Here is a 19,363-nt window from a genome sequence, read left to right on the forward strand (position 1 = left end):
CAGATATCTTCTTCAGATCCTTCCTGCTTTTCTGTTTCTGGCCTCGGAATTTCCGCCCAGGAGATTCCTCTACTCTTTTGGCATACTGACCGCCTTAGTGGGTTCTCTTTCCCTGGGGCCTTATCTCCTGTCTCCTCAGGGGGTCATCTATGACCATTCCCGCATCATCTTAAAAAGGCCCTTTGCCTATCTGCCTGTGGAGCTCACTCAGTTAGATAACCTTTATAACGACTATCCTCAGGCCAGGGTGAGGACAGCCGAGGGACTCGATCTGTTTCAGACCGATGAAGATTCTTTTCTCTGGGAGGAAGAGGGGGCGTGGATTAAGGGCAGAAGTCGGGGAGATTTTATTGTAAGAGCAGAGTCTCCTCTTAACAGTCTGAGACTGAAGATTGGAAACGGGCCCATGGCCAACCAGGTAACAGTGCAGCTAGATACCATAAAGTATTCTGACCGATTTGAGCCTCATGAGGTTAAAGTAATAAACTTCGATCTTTCCAGGTTGAGAAAAGAAGCAATCATGGTGGGTTATCATTATCGTCTCTCTGTGAGCTCCAGGGAAGGTTTTGTCCCTCTGTTAGATCTGACCGGCTCCCAGGACACCAGATATTTAGGAGTATTTCTGTTTTTCCCCCAAGGGGATTATCCCCAGGAGGAATATTGAGCTCTTGATCTCGGGAGGCAGATTGAGATCCCTGCTCATAGTACCTACCTATAACGAGAGAGACAATTTGAGGAGCCTGGCAGAGAAAATCTTTTCCGCTTCTCTAAAAGTGGATGTTTTAGTCGTTGATGACGATTCACCTGACGGGACTGGCGAAGTGGGAGAGGAGTTGGCTGGGCAGTATCAACATTTCCAAATCCTCCACCGCAAAAATGATAGGGGCTACGGCAAGGCTTGCCTGGAGGGATTTAAGAGAGCCGTCCAGCAGCGCTACGATTACATCTGTACCATGGATGCTGATTTATCCCACGATCCTTCAGAGCTAAAAAACCTCCTGGCTCGACTCGATGAGTATGATGTGGTCATAGGCTCTCGTTACGCAGAAGGTGGCAAGATGGAGGTAGACTGGTCCCTTTTTCGAAGAGCAGTCAGCCGGTTAGGTAGCGCTTTTGCCCGATTCATGTTGGGTCTCTCGCTCAAAGACTGTACTAGCGGGTATAGATGTTATAAGAGGAAAGTCCTGGAGAGTCTGGATCTGGATAAGATTGGGTCCGAGGGCTATTCCCTCTTGATGGAAATACTTTACCTTTGTCAACAAAAGGGCTTTAGGATTGGTGAAGCGCCTATCATTTATGTGGATAGACAGCGGGGGAAGTCCAAGCTAAACCGCAGGGTTATTTTAGAAGCTCTTTTTTTTGTCTTAAAAAATGGTTTAAGAAGAATTGTGCTAAAATACTCCTAAGATATGGCTGTTATACTTGCAAGGGTGACTATGGGCCAAAAATGTGAATAAGGGTATGCACTTGACTCCCCCAACCCCCACCGGCTGATGTCCAAGATCGTCGCGAACCCCCACATGTTGTGGTCACTGGAGTCAAGCAAATATCCCTAAATGTGAATTTAGGTGACTTTACGGGGAGGGACATGAGCGAAGATCGGGAAGAGATTGAGAGATTTATTCAGGCTCTGGCCAAAAGAGTGAGGGCTTACGGAGAATTTACCTATCAGGACTTCATCGTGGAGGATGAAGATAAGTTCTTCGGCTATTTTGTCCCCCAGGCCAGGCTTCTGGATCGGCTAAAGACTGAGGTGGAACAGGCCAAAGCCAGGCATGATCTATCTCTGGCAGGGGGAAAGGAGAAAAAGGATAGTAAGAGGGCCACATTTGGCAGTCTCTTGAAACAGATAGTTTGCAGAATTATTTTTGCTTTCAACCGACCCCTGGTTAACCGACAGCGAGAGTTTAACAGCGCCGTGGCCAGAGCCCTGATTTATTTGGTAGATGCCTTCCAATTGCAAAACGATGAAATTCATGTCTTCTATACGAAGTTCAATGAGCTCATTGATGGGCTTAATGAGACTCTAATCAAGAAAGCTCAATCTGAAGACATTCTGGAAGCCAGATTGAGAGATGTATTGGGAGAAATGAGGGAGTTAAGGAAAACTATGGGCAGGTGAGGCCAGAGCCCTGCTTTTATGATACCTGTAACAAGTTTTACTGCGGACGAGCGAGAATATCACATCTGAGACAGATTCGAGGTGGCCGGAGAGGTTGAATGGGAGGCGTTCAAAAAATAGGATGGAAAATATTTGTATCTGTGCTGTTCAATCTCCCTTTGTATATGGTGGAGCTGAAATTCTGATCGAGACCCTGAGAAGTGAGTTAGCCAGAAGAAACTTTCGGACCGAGGTTATCAATATTCCCTTCAAATCTCACCCTATTTTAGACGTAAAGAAGGGGTGTCTGCTCTGGCGCCTTATCGATCTCACTAATTTTAATGACCTGAAGATTGACCTGGTTATTGCTACCAAATTCCCTTCTTACCTGGTCAAACATCCCAACAAGGTCACCTGGCTTTTTCATCAGTATAGACAAGCCTATGAGCTGGCAGGTACAGAGTATTCGGCTCTCAGAGAGGATAATGGCCAGGAAAACAGAGAGGAGAGCTCTTTTCGAGAATCTCTGTGGCAGATTGACCGGAAGGCCTTGCTGGAGTCAAAGCAAATTTATACTATCTCCAGAAATGTAAGTAATAGACTTAAAAAATACAATCAGATTGACTCCGTGCCTCTCTATCCTCCGCCCAAGAACCATGAAAAGTTTTATAGGGGAGAGTTCGGGAATTATGTTCTTTCCGTAGGTCGCCTTGATCCCATCAAAAGGGTTGAACTTTTGGTAGAGGCCATGCGCTATGTGGTGCCTGAAGTAAGGGGAATCATTGTCGGTAGAGGGCCGGAAAAAGACACCTTGACGGAAATGGCTCAAAGGTATGAGTCAGGCCACAGGATAACTTTTAGGGATTTCGTCAGTGACCAGGAGCTCTTTGATCTTTATGCTAATGCCCTTTGCGTGTACTTTGCCCCCTTTGATGAGGATTTTGGCTTCATCACCATCGAATCTTTTCTATCCGGCAAGCCGGTGATCACTCTTTTGGACTCCGGAGGGGTCCTGGAGTTTGTGAAGGATGGGGAGACTGGTTTTGTGGCTAAGAAAGAGCCTGAGGAAATAGCCGATTTGGTGAACCGACTACATTACGATCGAACCCTCTGCCGCAAGCTGGGTCAGCAAGGTTATGAGATAGCCAAAAAGATTAGCTGGGACACAGTTATAGAGAGGCTGATTAGTGAATGAGCAATTTGGGTCTAGAGCCTATGAATGATCTAGAAGCTCCCTTGAAAATAACCCAATTTTCAGGCGACGTGGTGCGCCGCGGCGCATGGGCGATTCCTAAGAAAATATCCGTGGTCATTCCGGTCTATGACGAGGAAGAAAATCTAGTCCCACTTTATTCAGACCTGAAGGAAGCTCTCCAGGCCTTAGGAATGGATTATGAGATCATTTTCGTTGATGATGGAAGTACGGATAAATCCTCGATCATCCTGGAAGATCTTCATCAAAATGACGATACTCTCAAAGCTGTTTTATTTAGAGGTAACTTTGGGAAGGCTGCGGCTCTTACAGCAGGCTTCAAAGAGGCTACCGGCGACGTGGTTATTACTATGGACGGAGACCTGCAGGATGATCCGGAGGAAATTTCCAAATTCATGGCCAGGATACAGGAAGGCTTCGACCTGGTGTCTGGATGGAAGTATAGGCGCAAAGACCCTCTTTCTAAGACCATCCCCTCTAAGATCTTTAATACCGTTATGGCGCTCTTCACCGGCATAAAAATTCACGATTTCAACTGTGGCTTTAAGGCCTACCGGCGAGAGGTGATAGAGGAACTGGAGATTTATGGTGAACTTCACCGCTTTATACCCGCCCTGGTTGGCCAAAAGCGCTTTAGAATCGGTGAGGTCAAGATTGAGCACCACCCCAGAAAGTTTGGTAGAACCAAGTATGGGATTGACCGGTTTTTAAAGGGATTTCTGGACTTCATGACGGTTATGTTTGTGACCAGGTACACTCTCAGGCCCTCCCACTTCTTCGGGATGACTGGCTTAATATTCTTTGTCACCGGTTTTCTAATTAACCTCTATATTACTTACATCCGAATCACAACTGGAAGCATTGGACATCGTTTCCCTTTGCTAATGTTGGGAATACTGTTAATAATCCTTGGTTTTCAACTATTTTCTACCGGGTTACTGGCGGAGATGATCACCCGAAGTCACGTAAAGGATGACCAGGGTTATTCCATCAGGAAAAAGTTAAAATAGTGAGTAGAGGTTCTTGCCGAAGGCTAAACACTTGTGAAAGTATGTCATATAGTTTCTACCTTCCCTAAGGATGAAAAGGACCCCCAGGTACCCTGGCTTCTGGAGCTTGTAAGAAGGCAAAAGGCTAGAGGAATGGAGGTAATCGTATATGCCCCATCTTTTAAGGGTCTCCAGAATCACAGCATAGGACAGATTTCGGTTAAGAGGTTCCGCTACTTTCTTAGAAGATGGGAGAAACTTACTCACGGGGAGAGCGCCCCGGTCAAAATTAGAAACCCTCTTTACCTGATTCTGGTTCCTTTTTATCTGCTTTGTGGTTCTTTGGGTATGTGGAGGCTCTGTACTAAGGAGAACTTTGATGTTCTCCACGTTCACTGGCCTGTACCGCATGCCTGGTTCGGCTATATAGGGAAGCTTATTACTAAAGCCACCCTGGTTAGCACTTTTTACGGAGCTGAACTGGCTTTAGCTAAAAGATACCCTTTTATCAAAAACTTTGTTAGATGGTCGGCCAGAAAGTCGGATAAAGTCATTGCTATATCATCTTTCACCAAAGATGAGATTATGAGACTTACTCATGTCCAGGCTGAGGTTATTCCCTACGGAGCTCCCCTGGAAGTCGCAGAAGTCTTCCCAGGTGAGACTTCCACCAAAGGACCTGAAATTGTTCTTTTTGTGGGAAGAATCATTGAGAGAAAAGGTCTTTCCTACCTGATAGAGGCTATGAGCAAGGTAGTAGCAGAGATAGAGGCCCAGTTGGTGATAGTGGGAGAGGGCGACCGACGGGCAGAGTTGGAGAGGAGGGTAAGAGAAAAAGGCCTGGAAGAGACAGTTATGTTTGCTGGCCAGGTATCCACTGACTGGCTCCAGGAACTGTACCAAAAATGCCAGGTCTTCGTCCTTCCCTCCATAGTGGACTCCCGTGGAGATACAGAGGGACTGGGAGTAGTTCTACTTGAGGCTCTGACCTATAAAAAGCCTGTGGTGGCCACTGATGTAGGAGGCATTAGAGATGTGATCCAGAATGAGAGAACCGGCCTCCTGGTTCCCCAGAAGGATCCCGGGGCACTCTCCGACGCTATCCTTCGTCTCTTAAGAGACCAAGAACTGGCTAGAAGGCTGGGACACGAAGGTCATCGCTATGGGCAAGAATATTTTTCCTGGGACAGAATCCTTTCCCAATTGGAAAGTCTTTATAATTCCAACACCTTATAGAAGCGGTTCCCCTGGCGCTAAGTCCCCAAATAGCCCGATTCTGGTAGAGATTTGGCAGATTTAATATGTTCACAAATTTTATCAAGGGTCAAAAGAAAAACTTATCCAGGCTAGATGTTACTCCTGAAAATGCTGGAGCTACTTCTGAAGATGCTATAATTTTTGACTCGGTTAGCAAAATCTACCGCATTTACCACGACACCAATCCCAGCCTCAAGGAAACCCTCATCCATCTTAGAAGATCTACTTTTGAGGAGTTTCTGGCTCTGGATAAAGTGTCCTTCAGCGTTGGAAAAGCAGAAACTTTCGGAATCATAGGGCCTAACGGATCTGGCAAGTCCACCATACTGAAACTTTTGGCCAGGATTATCAGACCTCAATCAGGAAATGTGGTCATTAATGGCTCTGTCTCTGCACTGCTGGAGTTAGGAGCTGGTTTTCATCCCGACCTGACCGGGAAGGAGAATATCTATCTAAATGCTTCTATTTTAGGAGTGGATAGAAAGAGTATAGATCGGAAGTTTCAAGAGATAGTGGACTTTGCTGAGCTGGAGAGATTCATTGACACACCGGTGAAAAACTATTCCTCAGGCATGTATGTGAGGCTGGGCTTTGCCATAGCGATCAATGTGAACCCGGACATTCTTCTCATAGACGAGGTCTTAGCAGTAGGAGATCAGTCTTTTCAGTCCAAATGTCTGGGGGCCATATTCGACTTTATTAGACAGGGAAAGACCATTGTTATAGTCTCTCACGATCTGGATATGGTCCGCAATCTTTGCTCACGAGCTCTCTTCATCTGCCAGGGAAGGGTCTTGGAGTACGGAAGAGCAGACGATGTAGTAAGAGGATACCGAAGCTATATGGAAAGGACTGAAAGAGAGAAATCAATAGTTCAGGCCGCTATAGCCAGGGAAGAGATTCCTCAGACTGGTGAAAGGTTTGGTTCGGGGGAGGCCTTAATTGAACGAGTGTCCCTGCTAGATAGTTGCGGCCGGGAAGTCAACGCTATACACGCCGGTGAAGATGCCATTATCTGCTTAAGGGTGGTGTTTCGTGAGCAATCGGAGAGGCCCATCTTCGGCGTCAGGATTAGCGATGAGAGAGACATTAACGTATATGGGACTAATACCTGGGTTCAAGGAATTAAGACCAGGATCTTCAGGAAAGGGGAGAGTGTGGAGGTCAACTTCAGTCAGAAAATGGATCTGATTAAGGGCAATTACCGGGTCACTGCGGCTGTTTCGCATAACGATGGTCGGAGATATTTTGATTGGAGAACCAATGTTCTTAAATTTGCGGTTTTTGACGAGAGTTATGCTGAGGGAATAGCTAATCTAAATTCAGAAATAAGCATAAAGAAGATAAGATGAGAATTCTGGTAACAGGTGGAGCAGGATTTATAGGATCTCATGTGGTTGATAGATATATTGGTCTGGGGCATGAGGTCACCGTGGTAGATAACCTTCTAGCAGGAAAGGAAAAATATTTAAATCCTGAGGCAAAATTTTACCAGTTGGATATCAGACATCAGCAGGAGTTAGAGCAGGTATTTAGGAAAGGACAGTTCGAGATAGTAAACCATCATGCCGCTCAAATAGATGTCCGAAAGTCGGTCAGAGATCCTCTGTCTGATGCCGACATAAATATTTGTGGCTCTTTGATTCTATTGGAAGGTAGTCTTAAGTATAAAGTCAGGAAGTTCATTTTCGCATCGTCAGGAGGGGCCGTTTACGGGGAACCTCTCTATCTACCGGTTGATGAGGATCACCCCATTGATCCTGGGAGTCCTTACGGTGTCTCTAAACATACCTTTGAGCATTACCTTCATCTTTATTCAGCTCTCTACGGTCTGAAGTACACTGCTTTGAGGTATTCTAATGTCTATGGTCCCAGACAAGACTATAGTGGGGAAGCAGGGGTCATCGCTATTTTTATAAGCAGAATGCTTTCCAATGACGATCTGACCATAAATGGAGATGGAGAGCAGATTAGAGACTATATTTATGTGGACGATGTAGTGGACGCCAACGTGAAAGCTTTGGGTGGTGGAGATGGCGAGATATTAAATATTGGGACCGGCCGGGGAATCTCAGTTAATACTGTTTTCGTAAAGCTGAAAGAGATGTCAGGTTACAGAAAAGATGCCCTTCCTGCTCCCTTGCCTCTGGGGGACTTGAGAAAAATTTATCTAGATAACCGAAAAGCAAAAACTTCCCTGGGCTGGCAGCCAAAAACCTCCTTTGAGGAAGGACTGGTTAAGACTGTGCAGTGGTTTAACTCCCCCGCCGAGAATCCCCTTCTGTAAGCAAGGAGTAGTTCACGGTCAGTTAATGCTTAGCTTTAGCCTCCAATCATATTAGCAAAGCGAATTATCTGATCTGTATAGGTTGGGCTGGGAGCCCACCTACGATTTAGAACCCCCAAATTCTCTCCTAAATACCTATGCCTATTGCCGAAATGCCGTGGGTCATACTGCTGGTTGCAATACTCGTTTACGTGGTCGGGAAAGACATACCAGGCTAAATGGGCATAGTGGGCGATGACTCCCAGCTCTGGTGTGGCAAAGCGATCAAACTTATAGGTTCCATCGGGATTTTTTGCCCCAGTAGCCCCAATTCCAGCAAAGTTATTGGCATCCGGGGGGACAATTCCACCGAATCTCAAAAACCCTGTCTCATGGGCCATCTGGGCCCAGGCTATATCTGCCCTTATATTAAACTTTCTTCCCCATGTTATATACAAGGGAGCCAGCTCTTGGGCTTTTGGCACCTGAGCGGTGAAGCCCCTTTTCCGAAATAGATCTACTAATTGCTGTTCTGTTACCTGACTCACACCCACCAGACTGGTGTCATTGGTGACCGCTCCTGAGGGGGTAGGGCTGGCTGAGGCAGTTCCTCCCACGCTGAAGGTCCTTCTCTCCATGCCCGCCCCCTTCTGGGAGAACCAGCTCACTCCCTCATGCACCATGTCGTAGGCGATGGTGTAGGTACCCAGAGAGGTAGGGGCCTGGATGGTAATAGTGAGATCTACCACCTCTCCAGGGGCCACATTTCGGGGCAGAGGGGAGCGCAGGCCGTTGAGAGAGGTTACCATTCTTCCTCGGCTATCGTAGAGGTGATAGGAGAGGTTGACTTGATTGGGTGGGGAGGAAGACCAGGGAAGTTGGACAGGTTCCTTACCGCAAAGGGAAAGCTTACCTGTTGGCCCGGGCTTGAAGTTGGACAGGTTCCTTACCGCAAAGGGAAAGCTTACCTGTTGGCCCGGGCTCAAGGAGGAAGGGGTTCTCTGGTAGTCGTTGTAGGCCGCCCGGTAGGTATAGTTGGTTGGGCTGATGGTGGCAGCGCCATATTCATTGAGAAAGTTTACTATTCCCTCAAATATTCCCTGAGCAATTTTGTCCCTGAAGGCATCGGTCCTTAGCAGAGCTTCCTTATCCGGGTTGGAGATGAACTCACCTTCCTGCAGAGCAGCAGGCATTGTGGTATGGGTGAGCACAAAGAATGCCCCGTCCTTGACGCCCCGGCTTTGAGAGCCAGTATTGATCACTACTCGGGATTGAATATGATTAGCCAGGTGAAATCCGTAAGGAGCGCCACGGGAGCTGAAATAGGTTTCGGTGCCGTGGACCTCCCGATTACTGACCGCATTGGTGTGAATAGATACAAATACGCTGGCGTTGTTACGGTTAGCAATGTCCACCCTTTGGGCCAGGGAAACAGGGTTATCGCTATCTCGGGTCATAATCACCCGGTACCCCGCGCCTACGAGTCTGTCTCTTACCCTTAGAGCGATATCCAAATTGACAACTTTTTCTTGCAGGCCGGTGGGGCCGGTTGCTCCAACCACCCCTCCATCGCCAGGGTCAAGGACGATCAGGTAATTACCAGGAGCAGCCTGAGCTGTACTGGTTAACCAGGGAGAAAACATGGATAAAAAGACGCTCACAGCTACAATCAGGGTCGTTACTCTTTTCACTTTAGTTTTCCTCCTTGCTCGGTTAGGGGGCAGCTCACCTTTCGGCAATGACATAGTAGTCCCGGCAGCCGAAGACAGCTTCCTCCAATCTCTGGCAGTTTTGATCTATTAGCTCCAGCACCCTTCTCTGGTTTGGGGTAAACTCATCCTTAAGCTCAATCGTCTGTACCCCTGGCTCCGGGGGGACCTGAGACTTGAAGTTAGTGCTAACCTTCGAAAATCCAGCTTCTTCCAGAATAAACTCCAGGGTTAAGTTGTGGACCAAAGTTTTGTGGGTGGGATCAAGGACAAAAGCATTTCTGACGGCCTCAAAGGAACGGGGGTTTATGGTCTCTATCACCAGATGAGATCCCTTCTTCATTTTCTTATGTAAAAGGGTGCACAAATCTATGATCTGATAGGGATAGAGGTGCTCCACCAACATACCTGCAAAAACACTTCCCACACTGCCGTCGGGCTGGTTGCGCAGATACTGAAAGCAGTCCGCTTCCACTACCTCCAAACCCTTAGCCTTACAATACTCAACCATTTGGGGATCCTTATCCACCCCTATTGCTTTAATTCCATGGGCAGTGAGGAGCTCCAAAAACTCACCCCGCCCACAGCCCAGATCCACTAGCTCCGCATCGTCCTTGAAGAAATGAATGGCGAACTCCTGTCGGGCGGCTATCTCTGCCTCCTTACCTCTATACCTATCTTCAAATCTTTGAAAATTGAAATCAGCCAGCTCCTTTAGAGGAGCTCCCAGGTAGCCATTCATCCTGTCCAACTTCTCCAAAGTTCTCAGAAGCCTTCCACCGATGTTCTTAACTTCCACCTGTATCTGGTCAATGCTCTTATGATTTGCCACTAAAATGGTGTTCAGGTCCTCATCCATCCTCAAAAGTCTGTCGTACAGATCCTGCAATTGCTTACTTATATACTCCTGCTGGTCACTGAGGTAGGTAATGGCTCGCATCACGGCGGCGTTAAAGCTCACCTGCCGGCCCAAAAACGGCCTGGCCAGAAAAAAAACTAGTCCGCAGTAGGCGTATCTGACTAAATTCACCAAAAATTGGATAGGGTTCTCTCTAAGCGAAGGGCGGGGTCTGTCCGGAAGATTCCAGAGCTTAGTCGCCCCACCAACTTCGTGCTTAAGATTAGAGAAGTCGATAAAAAAGGGATTCTCCCTTGAAAATAACCCAATTTTCATGCGATGTGGTGCGCCGCGGTGCATGGGCGATTCCTTCTCAAAATGTCCTGGCGCCTCCTCCATAACTGGCTTCTCCTCTGGGCCCTGGACTTTCTCTTTTAAGATCTCCCCGGCTTCCCACTTCTCCTGCATCTCTTGTCCTCTAACTTCTCATCTGTCTTTCGTTGAGGCTCCTTTTCAAGCCACGAGCCATAGGTGTACAAACCTGGGCCTTTGATTCATTGCACATAAGGGCAAAGCCGTAACGATACACTTCCGTGATTTTCTCAGGTCTTGGTCTTCGTGTCAAGTTAAGGACATGTAACAAGATACAATATGTCACATGCTTGATATTGGACATTTGTCTCCAGAATCCTGCATTTTACTTAGAAATACAATAGCTGACATATGCTTCCTGGTTTTGAATTCAGGTTGTGTAGGGGGCATTGTAACTGCTCCGCCAGGTGGTGAACCACCCAAAAAGAGGAATGCGAAATTTCTCAGTTTTGTGGTGGCAAGTAGTTTGACACGAGGCTTGGAGTTCGTAATAATTATGATATTCAAGAATTTTTCACGATAAAACGGATATTTGGAAGCTGTCTAATGATCGCGTGGATCTCCTATAGGTTGTCGTGGTTCACCCCTGCGACTTTTATGGGAAGTTTGTGTAAATAGCAGTTGTGCGAAATGGTAATTGAGGGATTGCCATGAAATTGGAAAATCTAGAAGTATGTAACCTATGTGGAAGCGATGAGCTATCTTTTATCGAAGATAATAATATTTGCCAGTGTAAAAAATGCGGATATGTGTTTGATAATCCGAGACCGACTTGGAATGAGATTATGAGTTACTATTCACAGAGTGACAAATATGATTCATGGTTAGAAGAAGTAGAAGAGAGGGATTTGTTATGGAAAAGACGATTGAGATTGGTGAAAAGATATAAGAGATCTGGTGATCTGTTGGATGTTGGCACAGGAATAGGACAATTTCTATTCTTTGCAAGGAATGATTTCAAAGCAAAAGGAATGGAAATATCAGAAAGCGCTATTACAATCGCAAAGCAGAAATATGACATAGATGTGACCCGGGGTGAAATAGAAAGTATCAACTGGGATTCTAAATTTGATGTGATAACCCTTTTTCATGTATTAGAGCATGTGCCTAATCCTTCATCGACCATGGAGAGATGTAGAGAGTTATTAAATAATGGAGGGATTCTAATTATTGCTGTTCCTAATGATACTATTGGCATAAGGCCAACCGTAATACGTTTGCTTTCTACATTCAAAATTGGCAAGTTCAGAAACTATGGAAGACTTGGCTTGCCCAGATTAGCACTCGATGGAAGTCAAAGTGAGATACATTTGTCACATTTCACGCCTTCGGTTTTGAAGGGATTTCTTGAAAGAAATGGTTTTGTAGTAATTAGAAATACATTAGATCCTTACTACGCTGCAAAAGGAATCAAGAAAGTTTTTCATGATTTACTCTGCCTCGCCTGTTTACTTGTTATGAAAATACTTAGGATAAATTTATATGCCACTATCTGGATTGTTGCAAAAAAGTTGATATGAGTCAAAGGCAGCCTAATTGGCAATGCTTCGTGGTAAGAGTGAATGAAATCTATCATGATACTATACTCAGCAAAAGACACATACTACGGAAGCTACGCAAAGAATAGGTGTTGAGATATGAGGCGGTTATGTCTAAGTTGAAGATTTTCAAAGACAGCGATACGGTTATTTTGACCGCCATCTTTTTATTAGGAGCTGTGGCTCGATTTTTTGCCTTAGATTTTGGTCTGCCCAACATCAGCACTCGTCCTGATGAGATCTTTGTGGTGGGCACGGCCATGAGGTTTGGGACCGGCGACCTCAATCCTCATTTTTTCATCTACCCAACTTTTTATATGTATTTTTTATTCGCTATTTATGGGGCTTACTATGTGCTGGGGTTAGCCTTGGGGATATTTTCCTCCCTTGAGGATTTTCAATTTCTATATTTCACCGATCCCACCGCCTTCTATCTCTTGAATCGTATCATAGCCGCTACCTTGGGAACTGTGACTATTTTTTTAGTCTACCTGGTGGGCAGAAAATTCTATTCGCGAGGAGTGGGACTCCTTTCGGCTCTCTTGCTTAGTCTGACCTATCTCCACGTGAGAGATTCTCATTTTGGAGTTCTAGATGTGCCTGTCACCTTCTTCATCGTCCTTGCCTATCTTTTTATTGGAAAAATGTTTCTAGAAGGAAGGATGAAGGATTACTTGGGGGCTGGCGCCATAGCGGGTTTAGCAGTGTCGGTGAAATACAACGCTGCTCTGCTGGTGATGCCGTTTCTCTTGGGTCATCTACTCCGAAGCAGAGGAAGGGGACGTACATTGAAGGAGATGGTTTTTGATCGGAAGATATGGGCGGGCATGCTTGCTATGCCTTTATTTTTTGTCCTCACCACCCCCTTTTCAGTGTTGGATCCAAATTTATTCCTTAAAGATACGCTGGGGATTTTTGGGCGCTTCGAAGGGCTCCCGGGGATAGATCTGGGTCCCGGATGGGTCTATCACCTCTCCTTTTCGCTTCGCTACGGATTGGGTCTGCCCCTTCTTTTGGCCTCTTTGGGAGGCACAGCCTATGCTCTTTACCGCCATAGAAAGTCAGATCTACTGTTACTAAGCTTTCCCCTGGCTTACTATCTTGTGGCAGGAAGCAGTCACACCGTGTTTGTGAGATATGCTATTCCCTTGCTTCCCTTCTTGAACATCTTTGCTGCTCTGTTGATTTACGACGTTTTTGGCAAAGTCGCACATCTTTACATTGGTAAGCTGGGACACTTTCTCACCTTCAAATCTGAAAACGGGAAACAGTTAGGGAAGACAGGGGTGAAATTCGCCTGCATAGGAGTTTCGGTTTTGTTGTTAATTCCCTCCATTTTCCACATAATAAGTTTTAATCGGATACTATCCCAGGAGGATACCAGACTCCTGTCTGCTCGGTGGATCGAAGAGAATATTCCCAGCGGCTCCAAAATACTGATGAGTGGCACCTATGGCTTGCCCCAATTGTTTAAGAGCCGGGAGAGTTTGCTGGCAGAGGTGAGAGAGAAGCAACAGAGGGAAGTGGAAGCAAATGGGGACGGGGAGGAAGCCCGAAACAGATACGAATACAAGTTCAGGTTGGAGAACTATCCACCTCTTCCTAACTATGAGCTTTATGCATATCAGAGAGCTTCTGGTATTTTTTGGATCCTGACTGATCTGGAAGAAGTAAGAAATAAGGACATCGAATACGTGGTTGTGGAGGAGTATTTCCTAAGAGGTTACAGCACCATCCCACCTGACTTGTTAAACTTTCTTAAACAGAAGGGAACGCTATTAAAGTCCTTTTATCCCTACGATGGGAGCGAGATTCAAACCGAGCCTGTGTTTGACCAAATGGACGCCTTCTATGTGCCCTACAGCAACTTTGGTGGGATAAAGAGGCCAGGTCCGGTTATCCGCATTTATGAACTCAGAGAGTAGGAAGTCTGATCCGAGCTTAAAACTGCTTCCTTTGATCTGTCTCTAATTTCTCATCCTTGTATACCAACCTGAATTCTCTTCTGATTCTGAAAATGAGGTAATTGACGGGGCCGGTAGTATCTTTGTAGACCAACTCCCAGCCTTCGAGCTCCCCTACGGCCTTTAACCCCTCTCCTTCCACTCGCCCTATATATTTTTTGAGTAGTTCCTTTTTGGAATAGATCTCTTCGTCGATGACCAGATAATCTACCTCATTATCCCTGAGGTAAGACCGAAAGTGCTCTTGGTCATCGGAATAGGGGAAATATAAATGTCTGCCCTTTATGCGAGAATGCCAATCAAAGTTATAGGTAAGGGAAGGGCCCAGTAAGTAAGTTTCTCCTTTACCGACGTTGTTTTGGAGCCAGTAATATAGGTCCAAATAGCCCTCCGGAAAGTCTATGCGGTGCAGTGAGTTTATGTCTAGATGGGTTAGGAGTAGGAAAACTGAGAGAATCAATAGCAACGCAGCTAGTACTCCCGGCATGGCGGATAAAATGCTTTTGGGGTATTTCGACAGAAGTACTAAAAAGTGCTTAATGCCGAGGGATGAGTAGATCAGGATCAGGGGGACAAGCGGTACCAGGAAACGCTGGGCCGCGGTGGCAGCATAGTACCAGGAGAAGAAGATGAAGAAGAAGAGAAAAGTAATGGCGGTGAATATCTTTCTTTTCTTGTTCTGGTCTAAAATAAGGCCGAAACCCGAAAGTGTCAGGAAGCATGCGCCGATCACTAAATAGATTGGGATCTGGGAGAAGTAGCTCAGAGACTCTAGCAGGAGCCTCCCTTGTCCTAGCAATCCGGTGAAGATCCTCTGAGCTATCTCCTTGAGAGCGTGATCTTGGAAATAAGCTATCATGCCCGGCGAGTTTTTCCAGAGTTGTGGGTAGAATATTATGTCCACGGGGTTTCCCCATAGGAGTAGGTTATTGACGTTGAAAAGGGGATTTCCGAAGGCTATTAAATTTCTTACCAACAAAGGTGCACTGGTTGCAGAATGAGCCAAAAAATAGGCCCAGAAACTTTTCTTTTTAAAGCAGTTGAGTCCGTAGATCCATAGACAGGAAACGGTAAAGGCTATGGCCATAAAGAAGCCGCTGCCCTTGCTCAGGTAGGCCAGGCCACTGAAAATTCCCGCTATTCCCCATACTTTTTCCCGCTCAAACCCCTTCACTATGAAATGCCAGCTTAAAAGGATGAACAGAGCCAGGAGAGGCTCTACTGCCACCATGGAGCTCATGCGCACGAATCTCTGATTGAGGGCCAGAAAGAAGATAGCCAGAATTGCAACCGAGCCACCGAAATTTTTTTTAGCCACCAGGAAGGTTACCAATACTGCCGCTAGCCCAATTATTAGAGTCAGTATTTTGGCTCTGGGGTAGAACTCAAATTCCCGGGAGGTGACGACGGAAAGGATCATTAAATAAAGGGGGTGCTGATTTGCCTGCCGGTATTGACCTGTGAGATTTAGATAGAGGAAATTTAGTATCCCTCCCTGCTCCCGGATGAAGATCGCCTCTTTTAGGTAGAAGGGGGTATCTAACTCAGTGGGATTGGCAAACCGGCCTACGGAAATCAGGCCTACAGTAGAGAAAAAAAGGGCTGTGGAGAAGAGGAAGAGAAAGATCAAAGCTGTCTTATGGATGTGCGGGGACCTTAGAGATCCAGGAGGTTCCGTCTCCCCTGTCCTGCTATCAGGTGTCAAGCCAGACATCTTTGGATCTCCTAAGCACCAGGAAGCTGGTAGGTTCCCTTTGATCCTTGAAAGCGATCCTCCACCCTTTCATCTCTTTCAACATCACTAAGCCCTTCTCTGGTTTATAACTAAAATAGTTCCCCAAAATATCTTGTCTTCTTTCCAGAATTTCCTTTTCCAAAATTACGTAGACCACATTATTATCCTTTGAAAATTTCTCCCATTCGTCGTAGCTGCTTAATAGAGGGAAGTCTATCCTCCTCCCCCCAAGGGAGGAATGCCATTCGAAGTTGTAGGAGTGAGTGGGGCCAAGAATGTAAACGTCACCCTCTTTTATATTTGCCTTCATCCAGTTGAGCAGGTCGAAGTAGCCATCAGCGAACTCTATGTTGGTAAAGGGGTTTTGAATCGGCTCTGAGTAGAGTGCAATCCCTGCGGTAAAGACTAGAGCCACTATCAAAAGGTAGGGTAGCACGGTGATGAGTTTGCGAGGGCTCAACTGGATCAAGTTGGATAGAGATAGCGAGGCAATTACAGAAATCATGGGAATCAGGGGCACCAAGAATCTTGTGTTGGGCACCACATAGTAGTACCAGGAGAAGAGGACAAAAAAAGTTAAGGTAATTATAAGGGAGAACATCTTTATCCCTCTATTTCTTAGATGGTAGAGTCCGACGATGAAGAGTAACATGATCACAAGGCCGGTGAGCTCATAAAGAGGAACCAACGAGTAGGAATTAAGAGCGCGGATGAACAACTGAGCCTGTCCCCGGATGCCGAAGATAAAGCGTTCATAGATGAAGGCGAGAGAGTGACTTTGAAGATAGGTGAGTAAAGTAGGTGGATTTTGCCAGATTCCGGGGATGAAGTATTGTTCGTAATAGTCGAACCACATGACGTGGTTGTTGATGTTGTAAAAAGGATTTCTATAGACCACGATATTTCTAACGATCAGGGGGAAAGATGACAGAAAGAAGAAAAGGAAATATGACCAAAAGTATTTATTCTTAAGAACTTTAAGCCTATATACTAACAGCGACGAGAGGCCAAAGGATGGGATGAGGAGGAGGCCACTGCCTTTGGTCAGGTAAGCCAATCCACTGAAGATGCCTGCATATATGAAGTATTTGTTGTTCTCGAACCCTTTGGCCATAAACAGCCAGCTCAAAAGAAAGAACAGGGCTAAAAGAGATTCGGCGGCCACTATAGTGGTGTAAGACATGAACAACTGATTAAACAAGAGGAAGATGGCCGATAGCATTCCCACCCTTTCTCCGAAAAGTTTTCTAGCAGTAAGAAAAGTGAAGATGAAGGTCACAACTCCTATTGCCAGGGTCAGCAGTTTAGCTTTTGGGTAAAAGGATATATCTCGACTTGCTACCAGAGACAGAAGTAACAGATAGAGGGGATGCTGGTTAGCCTGGCGGTATCTGCCGGACAGGAGCAGGCTTAAAGCATTGGGCAGACCCCCGTTCTCTTTGAAATAGAGAGATTCCCTCAGATAGGCTGTAGTATCGATAGTTCCCGGGTCGGAGCGGCTTCCCACGGCTATGAAGCCGAGGAGTAAAAAGGTAAGGATGGCCAGGATGTAGAAAACTACCTGAGGAAGTGATTTTGTCTTATTTGTTTGCAGTTTTGGGATTTCGGGCACAGGTTCTTTTCCAGTACTCAGCACTCGATGCCTTCAGAGACTATTAGAGTCCAGAGAGAAAGGATTCACATCACTAATTATACAGGATAAATGCTGACGGGAAGCAACTTGAAAGCTCGAACTGCAATGGTGTTGAAGAAACACCTTTTTTCCATCATATTTTAACTTTACTGCCGAGAAGTCCCCTTCCGTGAGGAAGGGGATGAGAGGCGGATCTTTTGTTTTTCTGTCAGCTTCCATGATAAAATACCGTCGTAATCGGCAAGGTTTCCCAGCTCCTTCTACCAGAATCTCATGAGTACCTGCTCGCAACCCAGAGATGAAAAATTCTAAGCCATTTTCAGAGGAAATTGCAGACAGTTTGAGAGAGATTGAGCCCTGGCCCTGCTTCTATCGTTTCAGACAGACCGAGGTGGAGATTCTGCTTCACCACCTGAACCTACCAAGAGTAAACACAATCCTGGAAATTGGGTGTGGGATTGCTTTCAATGCCGTCTTGCTCTCAGCTTACGCCTGGAGGTATATAGCCACAGATCTACCTGAACCAGATCCCCAGACTCATACGCGGGGCATGTTTTTGGCCCAAAGACTTTTGGATATAGTGGGCGCGAAAAACATAGAGCTGGTGGACTGTTCTGCTACTGATTTATCCAAAATAGAATCTGAGAGCGTTGACGTCGTCTATTCTTCTTATGTTCTGGAGCATATTCCCCCATCTTATAGGGATAGGGTTATGCAAGAAATTCATAGAGTTCTGGTAGAAGGCGGCATTGTGATTACTGTAGTACCCAATTTTGTGGAGAGAGCTTGGAACTATTTGAGACATTATGTGAAGCCACCCTTGCGAGGGATCTATAGAGTCTGCAAATATTTTTATCTAAAAATAGGGAAGTATCAGACTCATCCTTTTGTCTCTTTCATCCGTATTAAATCGTCAAGTTCGGAACCCCGAAAAATAAATATTTTCCCTCCGCCTCACGGTTTTTATGAATCCTCTCTTCAAGAGCTTTTGTTTCATTTCCCAGGGCGATGGGATAAACTACATTGTAGAAACAAATTTAAATTGCTGAGGAAGTTCACTATTAGCTGGACCATTCCCTGGATGTCCCGGCACACGATCTACTTATACGAGGCCACAAGGGGGCTAAATAAAAAGCTGGGTGGCAGGTTTCCCTTCAAATATCTAGGGATTTCCTACTGTATTGTGGCCCAAAAAGCAAAAATATGAAAATCTGTTTTTTTATGTCTACCTTTTTACCCAAAATCGGTGGAGCGGAACTGGCAGCCCATTACCTGGCCGAAGACTTGACCCGAGAGGGCCATAGGGTGACCGTTCTGGCTCCCTTTTACCGAGGGAAAAGGAAAATAAAGACTAATTACGTAATCCATCGTTTCAAGTACCCTCCTAGATGGTTATTCTTTGAACCTATACTCTTGCTCTATTTGGCTCTGGAAAAACTAATCAGTCGATTTGATCTGTTGCATGTTTATGCGACCTACCCATCTGGATATTGCGGCTCAATTTTGAAAAAATTCTTCCGCTTTCCTTTGATCATCACTCCTCAGGGAGCAGATATTCAGAAGATCCCGGAGATTGGTTATGGTTTGAGGCTAGATCCTCGGGTTGAGAAGAAGATTGGACTGGCTCTAAAGAGGGCTGATGCTATTGTATCCATTAGCGATTCCATCAAGAGAGATATTGTCGAGGTGGGAGGAGATCCAAAAAAAATTTACGATATACCCAATGGGGTATGGGTAGATAGATTCGC

The 19,363-nt window shown here is 45.8% G+C and carries 16 protein-coding genes; 12 read left to right on the plus strand and 4 right to left on the minus strand.

The window, feature by feature from the left end:
- The 8 genes from HW443_RS03810 to HW443_RS03845 form a co-directional block, all read left to right on the plus strand.
- A partial coding sequence (locus HW443_RS03810; protein ID WP_176237918.1) for a hypothetical protein occupies nucleotides 1-664 on the plus strand: 664 nt, incomplete at its 5' end.
- Nucleotides 665-686: 22 nt separating this feature from the next.
- Nucleotides 687-1,406, plus strand: coding sequence for a polyprenol monophosphomannose synthase (locus HW443_RS03815; RefSeq protein ID WP_176231466.1), 720 nt, complete (start codon nucleotides 687-689; stop codon nucleotides 1,404-1,406).
- Nucleotides 1,407-1,588: 182 nt separating this feature from the next.
- Entirely contained in the window at nucleotides 1,589-2,122 is a 534-nt protein-coding gene (locus HW443_RS03820) for a hypothetical protein (protein WP_176235477.1), read from the plus strand.
- A 121-nt stretch (nucleotides 2,123-2,243) separates the two neighbouring features.
- On the plus strand, nucleotides 2,244-3,296 hold the full coding sequence (locus tag HW443_RS03825) for a glycosyltransferase family 4 protein (RefSeq protein ID WP_176229653.1): 1,053 nt from the start codon (nucleotides 2,244-2,246) through the stop codon (nucleotides 3,294-3,296).
- Nucleotides 3,293-4,324: a glycosyltransferase family 2 protein gene (locus HW443_RS03830; protein WP_246273270.1), complete on the plus strand. Its 1,032-nt coding sequence runs from the start codon at nucleotides 3,293-3,295 to the stop codon at nucleotides 4,322-4,324. Before HW443_RS03825 ends, HW443_RS03830 begins: the two co-directional genes overlap by 4 nt.
- Nucleotides 4,325-4,357: 33 nt before the next feature.
- A complete protein-coding gene (locus tag HW443_RS03835) occupies nucleotides 4,358-5,539 on the plus strand; it encodes a glycosyltransferase family 4 protein (RefSeq protein ID WP_176231469.1) in 1,182 nt (393 codons plus the stop codon).
- A gap of 65 nt (nucleotides 5,540-5,604) precedes the next feature.
- Nucleotides 5,605-6,912, plus strand: a complete 1,308-nt coding sequence (locus HW443_RS03840; RefSeq protein ID WP_176235478.1) for an ABC transporter ATP-binding protein — start codon at nucleotides 5,605-5,607, stop codon at nucleotides 6,910-6,912.
- On the plus strand, nucleotides 6,909-7,847 hold the full coding sequence (locus HW443_RS03845) for an NAD-dependent epimerase/dehydratase family protein (RefSeq protein ID WP_176235479.1): 939 nt from the start codon (nucleotides 6,909-6,911) through the stop codon (nucleotides 7,845-7,847). Before HW443_RS03840 ends, HW443_RS03845 begins: the two co-directional genes overlap by 4 nt.
- 35 nt (nucleotides 7,848-7,882) lie before the next feature.
- Here the strand turns inward: HW443_RS03845 and HW443_RS03850 are convergent, their stop codons facing one another.
- Together HW443_RS03850 and HW443_RS03855 are read right to left on the minus strand one after the other, a co-directional pair.
- On the minus strand, nucleotides 7,883-9,517 hold the full coding sequence (locus HW443_RS03850) for an N-acetylmuramoyl-L-alanine amidase (protein WP_176237919.1): 1,635 nt from the start codon (nucleotides 9,515-9,517) through the stop codon (nucleotides 7,883-7,885).
- 34 nt (nucleotides 9,518-9,551) lie between these two features.
- A complete protein-coding gene (locus HW443_RS03855) occupies nucleotides 9,552-10,841 on the minus strand; it encodes a class I SAM-dependent methyltransferase (RefSeq protein ID WP_176231434.1) in 1,290 nt (429 codons plus the stop codon).
- Nucleotides 10,842-11,395: 554 nt separating this feature from the next.
- Between HW443_RS03855 and HW443_RS03860 the strand changes: the two genes are divergently transcribed.
- Both HW443_RS03860 and HW443_RS03865 read left to right on the plus strand, forming a co-directional pair.
- Nucleotides 11,396-12,265, plus strand: a complete 870-nt coding sequence (locus HW443_RS03860) for a class I SAM-dependent methyltransferase (protein ID WP_176231433.1) — start codon at nucleotides 11,396-11,398, stop codon at nucleotides 12,263-12,265.
- Nucleotides 12,266-12,393: 128 nt separating this feature from the next.
- Complete coding sequence (locus tag HW443_RS03865) at nucleotides 12,394-14,208, plus strand: ArnT family glycosyltransferase (protein WP_176235567.1); 1,815 nt, start codon at nucleotides 12,394-12,396, stop codon at nucleotides 14,206-14,208.
- A gap of 16 nt (nucleotides 14,209-14,224) precedes the next feature.
- Here the strand turns inward: HW443_RS03865 and HW443_RS03870 are convergent, their stop codons facing one another.
- Both HW443_RS03870 and HW443_RS03875 read right to left on the minus strand, forming a co-directional pair.
- Nucleotides 14,225-15,961, minus strand: a complete 1,737-nt coding sequence (locus HW443_RS03870) for an ArnT family glycosyltransferase (RefSeq protein WP_176235566.1) — start codon at nucleotides 15,959-15,961, stop codon at nucleotides 14,225-14,227.
- A complete protein-coding gene (locus HW443_RS03875; protein WP_176235565.1) occupies nucleotides 15,942-17,594 on the minus strand; it encodes a glycosyltransferase family 39 protein in 1,653 nt (550 codons plus the stop codon). Before HW443_RS03875 ends, HW443_RS03870 begins: the two co-directional genes overlap by 20 nt.
- A 361-nt stretch (nucleotides 17,595-17,955) precedes the next feature.
- On the opposite strand from HW443_RS03875, the gene HW443_RS03880 reads away from it, so the two are divergent.
- Complete coding sequence (locus HW443_RS03880) at nucleotides 17,956-18,822, plus strand: class I SAM-dependent methyltransferase (RefSeq protein WP_176233037.1); 867 nt, start codon at nucleotides 17,956-17,958, stop codon at nucleotides 18,820-18,822.
- A gap of 14 nt (nucleotides 18,823-18,836) precedes the next feature.
- The coding region (locus HW443_RS03885) for a glycosyltransferase family 4 protein (protein ID WP_219857223.1) at nucleotides 18,837-19,363 on the plus strand (527 nt) is incomplete at its 3' end.

Origin of the sequence: Candidatus Hakubella thermalkaliphila (assembly GCF_013281975.1) — a bacterium.
Classification (GTDB): domain Bacteria; phylum Actinomycetota; class Humimicrobiia; order Hakubellales; family Hakubellaceae; genus Hakubella; species Hakubella thermalkaliphila.